Raw genomic sequence first — 12,796 nt, 5'->3', positions numbered from 1 at the left:
CTAAACCGGTCGGTATACCGTCAAGGGGTGGCTGAGGAACTCACGCTGACCCCGGCTGCCGAGCGGGTGCTCGACGTGGCGGGAAGGCTCTTCTACGACAACGGCATTCACGCCGTCGGCGTCGAGTCGATCGCCAGCGAGGCCGGGGTCACCAAGAAGACGCTGTACGACCGGTTCGGCTCGAAGGACGCGCTCATCGGGCACTACCTGCGACGCCGCGACGAGCGCTGGCGCGAGCACGTGGTGAGCGTCGTCGAGCAGCGGGGCCGCATCCCGCCCGCACGGCGGCTGCTACTGGTGTTCGATGCGCTGGAGCAGTGGATCGCCACGGAGAACCCGCGTGGCTGCGCGTTCATCAACGCACAGGCCGAACTGCCCGACGCGACCCATCCCGGGCGCGAGGTGATCCGCGAGCAGAAGCAGTGGATGCTCGACTACCTGCGTGCGCTGGCGCGGCAGACGGGTGCGCGCAACCCGCGCAAGCTGGCCACGTCGCTGCTGCTCCTGCTGGAGGGTGCCACCGTGACGGCCTCGCTCGGCGTGGTGCCCGGCGCGATCGGCAACGCCAAGGACGTGGCCCGGCAGCTCATCGAGACGAGCTAGCCTGCTGGCTGTCGCCCTCGCCCAGTGCACGGGCGAGTTCGTCGCGCGCGCGGAACACCCGCGAGCGGATGGTGCCCACCGCGCAGTCACACACCTGCGCGGCCTCCGCATAGGACAGTCCGAGCACCTGGGTCAGCACGAACGCCTCCCGCCGCTCGGACTCCAGCGCGGCGATGAGGCTGTGCAGCACGACGACCCTGCCGTGGTCGGGGCTGCTGCCGCCGGTCTCCTCGGCCACCGGAACACCGGTGGTGACCGGCCTGCGCCCGCGCGTGCGCAGGTGGTCGGCGGCGACGTGCCGGGCGATCGCGAACAGCCAGGTCCGGGCGGGCGAGCGCCCCTCGTAGCCGCGCAGCGCGCCGAACGCGCGGAGGTAGGTTTCCTGCACCAGGTCCTCGGCGACCCGGGGGTCGGACAGGTAGGTCAGCAGGCGGTGCAGCTGCGCACGGGTGGCGGCGACGAATCGTTCGGCGGCGGCGCGGTCGCCGTCGGCGGCCCGCAGCGCGTGCTCGGTGATCTCGTCGTCCACGGGCAGTGACCCTAGAGCAACCCAGGGGTGATGGGAACTTTCCGGGGTCGGGTGGCAACCTGCACGGTATGGACTGTGTGAGTGCGCGCGAGGCGATCTCGGCCACGCTGGACGGCGAGGACCCGGGCGTGGCCGCCGAGGCGATCGAGCAGCACCTCGCGGGCTGCCGCTCCTGCGTGTCCTGGCAGCAGAGCGCCGCCGAGGTCACCAGGATGGCCCGGCTCGCACCCGCCATGCCCGTCCCGGACCTCGGTGAACGCGCGCTCGCCGGGTTCCGGCCCGCCCGCAGGGCCGCCTGGCGGGGCTGGCTGCGCCTCGCTGTCGGCATCACCGCCGTGGGCCAGCTCGCGGTGGTGGCGGGCCAGTTCGTGCTCGGTGCCCCCGCACACGCGATGAGTCACCTGCTGCACGAGACGGCCGCGTTCAACCTCGCGCTCGCCGTGGCGCTGCTGTGGGTGGCGGCGCGGCCGGGCAGGGCGCGCAGCCAGTGGCCGGTGCTGCTCAGCGTGTGCGCCGCCCTCGCGGCGCTGTCCGTGCTGGACCTCGTCCGCGGTGACGTCGGCTGGGGCAGGCTCGGTACCCACCTGCCGCTGCTGGCAGGCGCCCTGCTGACCGTGCTGCTGGGCACGCTGGAACGCCGCGTCCCCGGGCCGGGCGGCCGGGCGGGCACCCGGGGCGAGGAGTTCGTGCCCGCCTCGGCGCCCGGCGACCCGGCGGTGCCCGCGACCCCGCGGCGAGGCCAGCACCAGCCGCCCGCCGCCGAGCGCGCGGCGTAGCGGCCGAGAACGGACCTGGGATCACCTGCCGCCGCGGGCCATGCGCAGCACGTCGAGAGCCTCGTCCAGCTGGGCCTCGGTGAGCTTGCCGTCGGCGACGTGGCCGCGTTCCAGCACGACCTCGCGGATCGGCTTGAGGTCCGCCAGCGCCTGCTTGGCCACCGACGCCGCCTCCTCGTAGCCCAGGTACTTGTTCAGCGGCGTCACGATCGACGGCGAACCCTCGGCGTAGGCGCGCATCCGCTCGGCGTTGACCTCCAGCCCCGCGAACACCTTGTCCGCCAGCAGCCGGGACACCGCCGCCAGCAGCCGCGCCGACTCCAGCACGTTGCGCGCGATCACCGGCAGGTTGACGTTGAGCTGGAAGTTGCCCTGCGAGCCCGCGAACGCCACGGCCGCGTCATTGCCGATCACCTGTGCCACCACCTGCAGCGTGGCCTCCGGAATCACCGGGTTCACCTTGCCCGGCATGATCGACGAGCCGGGCTGCAGGTCCGGCAGCGCCAGCTCGGCAAGGCCGGTGCGCGGGCCCGACCCGAGCCAGCGCAGGTCGTTGGCGATCTTGTTCAGCGACACCGCCACCGTGCGCAGGTGCCCCGACGTCTCCACCACGCCGTCCTGCGAGGCCTGGGCCTCGAAGTGGTCGCGCGCCTCGGTGAGCGGCAGCCCCGTCACCTGCGCCAGCTCCGCGGCGACGGCGCCGCCGAACCCGTCCGGCGCGTTCAGGCCGCTGCCCACCGCCGTGCCGCCGATGGGCAGCTCGCCGAGCCGGGGCAGGCCGCTGCGCAGCCGCTCGATGCCGAAGCGCACCTGCGCGGCCCACGCCCCCGCCTCCTGGCCGAGCGTGATCGGCACCGCGTCCATCAGGTGCGTGCGGCCCGACTTCACCACCTCATCCCACTCGCCTGCGCGCCGCTCGATGATGCTCGCCAGGTGGTCCAGTGCCGGGATGACGTCGGTGAGCACCGCTTCGGTGGCCGCGACGTGGATCGTCGTCGGGAAAGTGTCGTTGGACGACTGTGACGCGTTGACGTGGTCGTTCGGGTGCACGTCGCGGCCGAGCGCCCGGGAGGCGAGCGTCGCGATGACCTCGTTGGCGTTCATGTTCGACGACGTGCCCGACCCGGTCTGGAACACGTCGATGGGGAAGTGCGCGTCGTGTGCGCCCTCGGCGACCTCGTCGGCCGCCTTCGCGATGGCCGCGGCCAGGTCGCCGTCGAGCACCCCCAGCCGGGCGTTGACGCGGGCGGCGGCAGCCTTCAGCAGTCCGAGCGCGCGGATCTGCGCGCGTTCCAGGCCACGCCCGGAGATCGGGAAGTTCTCGACGGCACGCTGCGTCTGCGCACGGTAGAGGGCATCGGCGGGAACCCGCACCTCACCCATGGTGTCGTGCTCGATCCGGAATTCCTGTTCTGCCATGACGCCAGTCTGGCGCAGCGCGACGCGCACCGCCCGGTGTCCTTCGGCACTAAGATCGGCGGCGAGACTGCCACCCACCACTGGCGGAAGGGCGGTGAGCCATGGGCTCGCCCGAGACGCTGTCGGTCGACGTCCTCATCGTGGGCGCCGGGCCGACCGGACTGTTCGCTGCCTACTACGCGGGGTTCCGCGGCCTGTCGATGGCCGTCGTCGACTCCCTGCCCGAGACCGGCGGCCAGGTCACGGCGATGTACCCGGAGAAGCTGATCTACGACGTGGGCGGTTTTCCCGCCGTGCGCGGCCGGGACCTGATCAAGGGCCTCGTGGAGCAGGCGGGGCAGTGGAACCCGACCTATCTGCTCGGCCGCAAGGCCGAGGCACTCACTTCCACACCGGACGGTCTGGAGATGACGCTCGACGGCGGCGACGTCGTGCGCGCGGGCGCTGTGCTGATCACCGCGGGCATCGGCGAGTTCACCCCGCGCCCGCTGCCCGCGGGCGACGGCTGGCTCGGCAGAGGTCTCGTCCACTTCGTGCCCGCGCTGGAGGCGCACCGTGGCCAGGACGTGGTGGTGGTCGGCGGTGGCGACTCGGCGTTCGACTGGGTGCTGGCGCTGCGTTCGATCGCCTCGAGCGTGACCCTCGTGCACCGCAGGTCGCGGTTCCGCGCCGCCGAGTCCATCGTGCGCGAGGCCAGGGAGGCCGGCGTGCGGATCATCACCGACGCCGAGGTCACCGCTCTGCGGGGCAACGGCACCGACGGCGCGCTCGCCGAGATCGAGGTGGAGCCCAAGGGCGGCGAACGGCTCGTGCTGCCCGCGCAGACGGTGGTGGCCGCCCTCGGGTTCACCGCCGACCTCGGTCCGATCGAGAACTGGGGCCTCAAGATCGACCATCGCTCCATCGAGGTCGACTCGACGATGGCCACGGCGCGCGAGCGGGTCTACGCCGCGGGCGACGTGGCCGCCTATCCGGGCAAGGTCAAGCTCATCGCCACCGGCTTCGGCGAGGCGGCCACGGCCATCAACAACATCGCCGTACTGCTCGACCCGGACGCGCACCTGTTCCCGGGCCACTCCAGCAACGCAGAGTGACTCCGGCCCCGCCCGGCGGCGAGCCCAAGGTGACCTTGGGTACACGACGCGTGCCCAAGGTCACCTTGGGCACGCGGGCACGACTCTAGGACGGTGTGGGCGTGGTCGCCGGCGGGGTGCCGGACGGTGACGGCGTGCCCGAGGTCGGTGGGGCGCCCGACGTGGACTGACTGCTCGAGGTCGGTTGCGGACTCGGCGGCGGAGGCGCCACGTGCTCGGTGATCCACGGCGTGTAGGCCACCACCGAGGTGTAGATCGACGGGCCCGTGCCGCAGGTCGCGTCGTGGACACCCGGACGGCTGGACACGCCCGCCAGCAGCCACCGCTCGCCTGCCCGGATGATCTCCGGCCCGCCGGAGTCGCCGTAGCACGCGCCCTTGCGGCCCTCCGGGTTGCCGGTGCACAGCTCCACGGCGGGGTCGAACACGGCCGTGCATCCCGCACCGTCCACAACGGACGTGTCGAGCTGCTGCAGCGTCACCGGGCTCGTGCCACACCCTTCCGTGGGACACGTCTGGCCCCAGCCGAGAATGCGGGTCGGCACGCCGACCTCGGCACCGGTCGCGAGCGCGATCGGCTCCGCCTGCGCCGGGCTCGCCAGCCGCACCAGCGCGACGTCGCCGCCTGCCCCGTCCGGGTCGTAGTCCGGATGCGGCAGCACCTGCGCGGGTTCGATGACCTCACCGCCCTGCGTGCGGTCGAGACTGCCGATGCGTGCGGAGAACTCGGCGGGCTCGCGGCCCTGCACGCAGTGGGCGGCCGTCACCACCCACTCCGCCGCGACCAGAGCACCGCCGCAGAAGTGCTCACCGGAGTTCTGCTGCAGCGAGACCGCGAACGGGTAGGGCTGGTCGGCCGGCACACCGCCCACGATGGACGGCTGCACCGCCGAGGCGATCGGCACGCCCACCAGGGCCAGCACCGACACCGCGGCGAGCGCACCGGCCAGGCGTGACCTGACCCTGCCCATCAGGGAAGCGGCGGGACGACGTCGTCACCCAGGCTGCCGTCGAAGTCCACCGACGAGTACGAGCGCAGTTTGGTGAGCCGGTGGTAGCCGTCGATCAGCCGCACCGTGCCCGACTTGGACCGCATCACGATGGACTGCGTGGTGGCGCCGCCCGCGCGGTAGTGCACACCCCGCAGCAGGTCGCCGTCGGTGACGCCGGTGGCGCAGAAGAAGACGTTGTCGCCGCGCACGAGGTCGTCGGTGGTGAGGACCCGGTCGAGGTCGTGGCCCGCGTCGCGGGCCTTCTCGCGCTCGGCGTCGTCCTTCGGCCACAGCCTGCCCTGCAGCTCACCGCCGAGGCACTTCATCGCGCACGCGGCGATGATCCCCTCGGGGGTGCCTCCGATGCCCAGCAACATGTCCACGCCGGTGGTGGGCCTGGCCGCGGCGATCGCCCCGGCCACGTCGCCGTCGCTGATGAACCGGATCCGCGCGCCCGCGTCCCGGACCTCCTTGACGAGGGTCTCGTGCCGGGGCCGGTCGAGAATGCACACCGTCACGTCCGACACGCCACTGTGCTTGGCCTTCGCGACCCGCCGGATGTTCTCCGCGATCGGCGCCGCCAGATCCACCGCCCCCGCGGCCTCCGGGCCCACGGCGAGCTTCTCCATGTAGAACACGGCGGACGGGTCGAACATGGCGCCCCGCTCGGCCACGGCGAGCACCGCGAGCGCGTTGGGCATGCCCTTGGCCATCAGGGTGGTGCCGTCGATCGGGTCCACGGCGACATCGCAGTCGGGCCCGTCGCCGTTGCCGACCTCCTCGCCGTTGAACAGCATGGGCGCCTCGTCCTTCTCGCCCTCGCCGATCACGACGACCCCGCGCATCGAGACGGTGCCGATGAGCTGGCGCATGGCGTCGACCGCCGCGCCGTCGCCGCCGTTCTTGTCCCCCTTGCCGACCCAGCGGCCCGCGGCCATGGCGGCCGCCTCGGTGACCCTGACCAGCTCCATCGCCAGGTTGCGGTCCGGGGCCTCTCCGCGTCTCGGGCTGCTGCTGGCGTGGCTGGCGGCGGTCATCTCGGCCTCCCGGATGGCGTAGTCGACAACATCCCGGACATCATGAAGAGCGACCACCGGAGGAGCCGTCAGCCTCCTCGGTGGACTCGGTGTCCGGCGCGTCCTCTACCGTAGCCAGCGCGGCCTCGATCCGCTCCCGGGCACCTTCGAGATGTTGCTCGCACAACTTGGCGAGCCGCTCGCCCTTCTCCCACAGCGCCAGCGACTCCTCCAGGGACAGACCACCGGCCTCCAGGTCACGGACGACCTCGATCAGCTGGTCACGGGCCTGTTCGTAGCCGAGGACGGTCTCCTCGCCTTCCGGTTCGCTCACGGTCCTCATTCCACGCTCGTCGGCGGCCGCACCCCGGGGGTGACGCTCTGTGCGCACACTACCGCGCTGGCCATGGCGTGGTCGTAGCCGACGAAGGCGGCGGCGAACTCCTGGCCGTCACCGTCGGCGATGGCGTCCTCGATGCGCGACTGCGCGCTGGCGACCCGGCGGCGATGGACCGCGCCCTCCCGGAACCACCACCGCGTCCCCGCGTACTGGGAGGTGGCCTCGGAGAGCCTGCGCAGCCGGGGTCCCAGCTCCCACCGGCCGCCCGCCTCGCACCCGGCGAGCAGCGCGGTCCAGCACAGGGCAGCGGCGGCCTCGACCTCCTCGGCCCTGTGCCGCACGACGGTGGCCCGGCCACGGGCCTCGCCCTGCGCCGCATCCTGGCAGACGCGGGCGGCGTCCCTGGTCAGCGGAAGGAAAGCGCACTCGCGCACGGCATTCACTCCTCGTGTCCCTGGACGGTCGCTCGGACGGCGCCGTCGGCGACCCGCACCCGCAGCGTGGCGCCGTCGGCAATATCAGAGACCGATCGGAGCACCTTGAGGTTGCCTTCGGCGTCCGAGAACTGCACCACCGCGTAACCGCGTTCCAGCGTCGCCGAGGGTCCGAGCGCGGCCAGCCGGGCCCGCGCCGACGCCAGGGCCGCCTGCTCCCGGCTGAGGGTGGTGAGCACGGCCCGGCGCCCTCGCTCGCGCTGCGTCTCCACCTCCGTGGCGCGGCGCTCGATCGGGCCGAGCGGGTCGGCCAGTGACGGGCGGCTGCGCAGCTGGTCGAGCAGGCGGCACTGGGTGTCCACCCAGCCGTGCAGGGCGCGGCGAGCGCGGTCGCGCAGCTGGTGCACCCGGGCCGTCTCCTCCCGCACGTCCGGCACCACCCGCTTGCCCGCGTCGGTCGGGGTGGAGCAGCGCAGGTCGGCGACGTGGTCGAGCAGCGGAGAGTCCGGCTCGTGGCCGATGGCGCTCACCACCGGTGTGCCCGCGGCGGCGACGGCCCTGCACAGCGCCTCGTCGGAGAAGGGCAGCAGATCCTCGACGCTGCCACCACCCCGGGCGATGACGATCACGTCGACGTCCGGGTCGGCGTCGAGGCGCGACAGCGCGCGGATGATCTGTGGCACGGCGTTGACGCCCTGCACGGCGGTGTTCACGACGTGGAAGGCGACGGCGGGCCAGCGGGCCTGCGCGTTGACCAGCACGTCGTGCTCGGCCGCCGACGCACGGCCGGTGATCAGCCCGATGCCCCTGGGCAGGAACGGCAGCCTGCGCTTGCGTTCGGCGGCGAACAGGCCCTCGGCGGCCAGCAGCCTGCGCAGCCGTTCGATGCGGGCGAGCAGCTCGCCGATGCCCACCGGGCGGATCTCGTTGGCGCGCAGGCTCAGCGTGCCGCGGCCGAGGAAGAACGTCGGCTTGGCGTGCACCACGACGCTCGCCCCGTCGCGCAACGGCGGCTCGATCTCGCGCAGCAGGCGAGCCGGACAGGTCACGGTCATGGAGACGTCCGCGGCCGGGTCGCGCAGTGTCAGGAAGGCCGTCGACGTGCCGGGCCGGGCGTTGACCTGGGTGACCTGGCCCTCGACCCACACGGCCCCGAGACGGTGGATCCAGTCGGCGATCTTGCGGGCGACGGTGCGGACCGGCCAGGGGTTCTCCGCGGACGACGCCTGGCCCGCGGCGCGGGTGGCCGGCTCGGTGCCGCTGCTCACCGCGGGTTCTGGTCCTCGGAGCCGCCCTCGTCGGCGGTCGCCTGCCGGACGTTGCCGATGCGGCGCGTGAGCATGCCGGTGAAGGCCGGGCGGTTGGCGTGCTCGCGCTCGTAGGCGAGCAACTCCTCCAGCTGGGTCAGCGTCAGCCTGCGCAGGCGGGCCCGCACCTGGGGCAGGGTCAGCTCGTCGTAGCCGGTGATGCCACCCGGAGCGGAGCCGTCGGCGGGGCTACCGGGGCTGTCGAACTCGCCCTCGGAGTGCTCCTCGGCGAGCGCGCGTTCCTCGGCGACCCAGGGGTCGTCGGAGTCGTCGGCCAACGGCTCGGCAGGTTCCTTGGTCGCGGCAGGCTCGGGCAGCGCGGACGGTTCCGCCTGCGCGGGGGGCTCGGGCGGAGCGGGCGGCTCGGGCGCGAGCGGCCGCGGTGCCGCCGCCTGCGCGGCCGCGCCGGGGTGGCTGCCGTTGACGCCTGCCGGGGCCGCGAGATCCGGCTCGATGTCCTCGTCGAAGGTGGCCCAGCTCGGCTCCTCCTCGGCGGGGCGCAGTGCCGAGAGAGCGTCGTCGCCCTTGATGGCCAGTTCGGTGACCTGCTGCTGAACCCGCATCGAGGCCTGCAGGACCTGGCTGGCCACCGTCACCGGCAGCTCGGTGAGCTGCTTGGGCAGGTCCCGCACCCGCTCGGCGGTGGTGACGGCGATGCCCGCGGCGACCCGGAGTGGGAACGGGAGATGCTTCATGCCCCTAAGCGTGCCGCAGATGGCGCGTCCTGCCCACTCGAATGGGGCTGTACGTGTCATGCATCCCATGGGGTCGTCTCACATCTTCCGCCTCGGTGCTCACCCGTACCCTGGTGGCATGAGTGCAGCGAGCCCAGGAACAGAGCCTGCCACCAGCGTATCGATCGAGGGCGGCGACGACGCTGTCGTCTCCGGTGGTAAGCGCGTTCTGCTGGCCAAGCCGCGCGGGTACTGCGCCGGGGTCGACCGGGCCGTGATCACGGTCGAGAAGGTGCTCGAGATGTACGGCCCGCCGGTGTACGTCCGCAAGGAGATCGTGCACAACCGTCACGTCGTGGACACGTTGCGTGAGCGCGGCGTGATCTTCGTGGACGAGGCGTCCGAGGTGCCCGAGGGCGGCCTCGTGGTGTTCTCGGCGCACGGCGTGTCGCCCGCGGTGAGGGCCGAGGCGGAGCAGCGCAACCTCCGCACCATCGACGCGACGTGCCCGCTGGTGACCAAGGTCCACAAGGAAGTCAACCGGTTCGCCCGCGACGACTACGACATCATGCTCATCGGCCACGCCGGGCACGAGGAGGTCGAGGGCACCTCGGGTGAGGCCCCTGACCGCGTTCAGCTCGTGGACACCCCGGAGGACGTCGACAAGGTCGCCGTGCGCGACCCGTCGAAGGTCGTGTGGCTGTCGCAGACCACCCTGAGCGTGGACGAGACGATGGAGCGCGTGGACCAGCTCCGGGAGCGCTTCCCGGAGATCTCGGATCCGCCGAGCGACGACATCTGCTACGCCACCTCCAACCGGCAGGTCGCCGTCAAGGCCATGGCGGCGGAGTGCGACCTGGTGCTGGTGGTCGGCTCGGGCAACTCGTCGAACTCGCAGCGGCTCGTGGAGGTGGCGCTGCAGGCGGGCGCACGCGACTCGCACCTCGTCGACTTCGCACACGAGGTGGACGAGGCGTGGCTCGACGGCGTCGAGACCGTGGGCGTCACCAGTGGCGCCTCGGTGCCGGACGTGCTCGTGATGGAACTGCTGGAGTGGCTCGCCGAGCGTGGCTGGACCGACGTCCAGGAGGTCACCACCGCCAACGAGAAGATCTCGTTCGCGTTGCCGCGCGAGCTGCGTTCCTCCGGCGAGTCCGCCCGCAGCAGCGTGCGGTAGCCCGGGCCGTGCGGTTCGTTCGGCGCTGACCGGCCGGCCACAGCCGGCGCGTGGCTGACGGTCGTGCCCGGCGAGCCGCTGCCCGCCGGATACGGCCGCGGTCGCCGTGCGGTCAGTCCTGCTCGTCGTCCCACGGCCGGTTGCGCCGGGGCGGGCGCTCGCCCCGGCCGGGGTCGCGCCTCGGCCCGGACGGCCTGCGCGGCGGTGGTGGTTCGTCACCGCTCGCCGGGCGCCGCCGTGGGCGTTTCGGCCCGGGAATCGAGTCCGGCCACTCCTCAGCCCGCCGCCGGCGTTCGGCGGCATCCGGAGGCGCCTGCGGGCGCTGCCGCGGTGGACGCCCGCCCTGCTCCCGCGGGGTCCTGCCCCCCGCCTCGCGAGGACCGCCTTCACGCGGACCGCCTTCGCGAGGCGCGGCTTCCGGGCCGGGCCGCCGCTGCCTGCCCCGCTTCGCGTCCTCGGCAGGAGGCCGCGAACGCTTGCCAGCGGCACCGGCCGCCCCGGCAGCGTCGCCGCGACGAGGTTCGCCCCGCGCCTCGGCGGGCTTGCCCTTGCCGGGCCGCTTCGCCGCGGGACGCACGGACTTCGTCGGCTCGTCCGGGTCGACATCGCCGTCAGCGGCGCCTGCTCGCCGCCCCAGCCCCTTGCGCTTGCCCGCGGCCCGCGCACCATCGTCGGAGCGGTCGCGGTCGTCGGCCCGCCTGCCCTTCTCGCGAACCTTCTGCGGCGCATCCGGGTCCCGCTCGCGGAACATGCGGTAGATGCCGATCGCCACCGTGAGGGCCGTGGTGATGGCCATCATCGGGAACCCGTTGATCAGCGGTGTGCTGATCGCGAGCACCTTCGCGAGCGTGTCGCTGCTCGACGGCAGACCTGACGCCACCAGGACCATGGTCGGCACCGTGGCCGCCTGGATCAGCGGAGGCTGCACCATCGGCCCGAAGAGGTTGCGTCGCTGGACGGCTCCGACGGCCACGACCGAGCCGGCCAGGAAGAAGCCCTGGAAGAGGCCGCCGAGTGCATCGGAGACCTGGAGGTCCACGACCGCGCCCAGCACCGCCGTGCCGAGGGCCAGCAGGACCGACCCCCACCACGGCAGACCGCGCCGGGCGCCGACGATGGAACGCTCGTCCCACGGAATCGGGGCGTCGTCATCAGCGGCGTCAGGATCGCTCTGGCGATCGCGTATGGCGGTCACGAGGGAACACCGTATCCGGTAATCCCCGCAAACTTGCTACCCATCTGGAACCGCGGTACTGGCAACACCCACCAGCGTGAGATCACGCACAGCCCATGGCCACTCGCCGTGATGGTCCAGACAAGGCGGGCCGGCGTGCATTCGGATGGCTTTGTCCCGATCGTCCCGATCTTCAGTTGTGGCGGTGCCGTCAGTTCGCGGGCAGTTCATCCCCCTTCCGGATCGCGGGGACGGCAGACGGGCTCGCGGCCGCCTCGGTGAGCGGTGACACGCTGGAGCGGAAGGACTCCAGTGCCTCCAGCTCCCGTCGCCGTGCCGACAGGAACCGCTGGAGGTGCGTGCTCGACAGGTTCACCGCGTCGACGGCGTTGCCCGCGGCGCGATGGGCCGACGCGGCCTGTGCGCGCACCTGCTCCACGTCCTCGAGCAGGGTGCGCTCCGTGGCCGCGAACAGCGCCGCCGACGCCACGACCGCGAACCCGGTCGGACCACACAGGAACACCCGGCGGTCCAGCATCCAGCGCAGCAGCTCCGGATCGGTGTCCAGCGCGGCGACCACCGCCGCGTCGGACGGCACGAACATCACCGTCCCGTAGATGGCGTCGGCCCAGCGCTGGTAGCCCTTGCCCGCGAGCTCGGCCGCCCGTGAGCGCAGATTGCGGACGTGAACCCGCAGCGCGTCCAACCGCTCGTCCGGGTTGTCGGTCTCCACGGCCTCCGCCCAGCACGCCATGGAGGCCTTGGCGTCCACCGGCACGCTCCGTCCGCCGCCCACCCGCAGCACCATGTCCGGCTTGACCGCGCCGCCGCCCGCCAGATCGGTCTGCGAGGTGAAGTGCAGCCCTTCGCGCAGGCCGAGCGCCCGCGCGGTCTCGATGAGCACCTGCTCGCCGAGCTCGCCGCGGCCGCTGATCGACGCGAACGCGACCTCGTACCGGCGCAGCGCCAGCTGCTGCTCCCGGAGGGCCACCTGCTGTTCGTCGATGCGCGCGCGTTCGGCCTCGACCTGCCGGGCGGCCGCGTCAGCCCTGCGCATGCCGTCCTGGTACAGCCGCCACAGCATGGCGACCACCGCCGCCAGCAGTACCGCGACCACCACGGCCGCTGTGGCGAGCACTGTCGAACCCACCGCGCGCTCCCTTCCGTTCTCGGTGTGACCGGTTGATCGCATCATCGCGCACGGCACCGACAAACCCGGCCGCCCGGCACCGTCGAACACACGTTCGAGTGACACGCCGGTC

At 72.7% G+C, this 12,796-nt stretch carries 14 protein-coding genes; 4 read left to right on the top strand and 10 right to left on the bottom strand.

Annotation, left to right across the window (positions count from 1 at the left end; translation table 11 throughout):
- The first annotated feature begins 27 nt into the window (after positions 1-27).
- Entirely contained in the window at positions 28-603 is a 576-nt protein-coding gene (locus BAY60_RS28515; protein ID WP_112284437.1) for a TetR/AcrR family transcriptional regulator, read from the top strand.
- Here BAY60_RS28515 and BAY60_RS28510 read toward each other — a convergent pair.
- Positions 587-1,132 (bottom strand): sigma-70 family RNA polymerase sigma factor, encoded by a 546-nt coding sequence (locus BAY60_RS28510; protein ID WP_211330487.1) that lies wholly within the window; start codon positions 1,130-1,132, stop codon positions 587-589. The two genes, BAY60_RS28515 and BAY60_RS28510, sit on opposite strands and share 17 nt — an antisense overlap.
- A gap of 68 nt (positions 1,133-1,200) precedes the next feature.
- Between BAY60_RS28510 and BAY60_RS28505 the strand changes: the two genes are divergently transcribed.
- Positions 1,201-1,908 (top strand): zf-HC2 domain-containing protein, encoded by a 708-nt coding sequence (locus BAY60_RS28505; protein WP_112284435.1) that lies wholly within the window; start codon positions 1,201-1,203, stop codon positions 1,906-1,908.
- 21 nt (positions 1,909-1,929) lie between these two features.
- Here the strand turns inward: BAY60_RS28505 and BAY60_RS28500 are convergent, their stop codons facing one another.
- The gene (locus BAY60_RS28500; protein ID WP_112284670.1) at positions 1,930-3,327 is read right to left on the bottom strand and encodes a class II fumarate hydratase; all 1,398 of its coding nucleotides are present in this window, start codon (positions 3,325-3,327) and stop codon (positions 1,930-1,932) included.
- 101 nt (positions 3,328-3,428) lie between these two features.
- Here BAY60_RS28500 and BAY60_RS28495 point away from each other — a divergent pair, with 101 nt between their 5' ends.
- Positions 3,429-4,421 (top strand): NAD(P)/FAD-dependent oxidoreductase, encoded by a 993-nt coding sequence (locus tag BAY60_RS28495; RefSeq protein WP_112284434.1) that lies wholly within the window; start codon positions 3,429-3,431, stop codon positions 4,419-4,421.
- 85 nt (positions 4,422-4,506) lie between these two features.
- Here BAY60_RS28495 and BAY60_RS28490 read toward each other — a convergent pair whose 3' ends face one another.
- From BAY60_RS28490 to BAY60_RS28465, 6 genes are read right to left on the bottom strand one after another with little or no spacing between them, the layout of a single operon-like run.
- On the bottom strand, positions 4,507-5,391 hold the full coding sequence (locus BAY60_RS28490; RefSeq protein ID WP_112284433.1) for a S1 family peptidase: 885 nt from the start codon (positions 5,389-5,391) through the stop codon (positions 4,507-4,509).
- Positions 5,391-6,449, bottom strand: a complete 1,059-nt coding sequence (gene glpX, locus BAY60_RS28485; protein WP_112284432.1) for a class II fructose-bisphosphatase — start codon at positions 6,447-6,449, stop codon at positions 5,391-5,393. Before glpX ends, BAY60_RS28490 begins: the two co-directional genes overlap by 1 nt.
- A gap of 40 nt (positions 6,450-6,489) precedes the next feature.
- Positions 6,490-6,762: an exodeoxyribonuclease VII small subunit gene (locus BAY60_RS28480; protein WP_112284669.1), complete on the bottom strand. Its 273-nt coding sequence runs from the start codon at positions 6,760-6,762 to the stop codon at positions 6,490-6,492.
- Between the two features lie 5 nt (positions 6,763-6,767).
- Complete coding sequence (locus BAY60_RS28475; RefSeq protein WP_112284431.1) at positions 6,768-7,202, bottom strand: hypothetical protein; 435 nt, start codon at positions 7,200-7,202, stop codon at positions 6,768-6,770.
- A gap of 5 nt (positions 7,203-7,207) precedes the next feature.
- Positions 7,208-8,470 carry an exodeoxyribonuclease VII large subunit gene (xseA, locus tag BAY60_RS28470; RefSeq protein WP_112284430.1) on the bottom strand — a complete coding sequence of 421 codons (1,263 nt, stop codon included), beginning with the start codon at positions 8,468-8,470 and terminating at the stop codon, positions 7,208-7,210.
- Positions 8,467-9,204: a lipid droplet-associated protein gene (locus tag BAY60_RS28465; protein ID WP_112284429.1), complete on the bottom strand. Its 738-nt coding sequence runs from the start codon at positions 9,202-9,204 to the stop codon at positions 8,467-8,469. Before BAY60_RS28465 ends, xseA begins: the two co-directional genes overlap by 4 nt.
- A 118-nt stretch (positions 9,205-9,322) precedes the next feature.
- On the opposite strand from BAY60_RS28465, the gene BAY60_RS28460 reads away from it, so the two are divergent.
- Positions 9,323-10,360 carry a 4-hydroxy-3-methylbut-2-enyl diphosphate reductase gene (locus BAY60_RS28460; RefSeq protein ID WP_211330486.1) on the top strand — a complete coding sequence of 346 codons (1,038 nt, stop codon included), beginning with the start codon at positions 9,323-9,325 and terminating at the stop codon, positions 10,358-10,360.
- Between the two features lie 112 nt (positions 10,361-10,472).
- On the opposite strand, the gene BAY60_RS28455 is transcribed toward BAY60_RS28460, so the two are convergent.
- Both BAY60_RS28455 and BAY60_RS28445 read right to left on the bottom strand, forming a co-directional pair.
- Complete coding sequence (locus BAY60_RS28455) at positions 10,473-11,555, bottom strand: DUF6542 domain-containing protein (protein ID WP_146771099.1); 1,083 nt, start codon at positions 11,553-11,555, stop codon at positions 10,473-10,475.
- A gap of 190 nt (positions 11,556-11,745) precedes the next feature.
- A complete protein-coding gene (locus tag BAY60_RS28445; RefSeq protein ID WP_112284667.1) occupies positions 11,746-12,726 on the bottom strand; it encodes a DNA recombination protein RmuC in 981 nt (326 codons plus the stop codon).
- Between the last annotated feature and the right edge of the window lie 70 nt (positions 12,727-12,796).

This window comes from Prauserella muralis (assembly GCF_003202285.1).
Taxonomy (GTDB): domain Bacteria; phylum Actinomycetota; class Actinomycetes; order Mycobacteriales; family Pseudonocardiaceae; genus Prauserella_B; species Prauserella_B muralis.
Note: the sequence above shows the minus strand (reverse complement) of the source record. Positions and strands in the feature narration are given on the sequence as shown.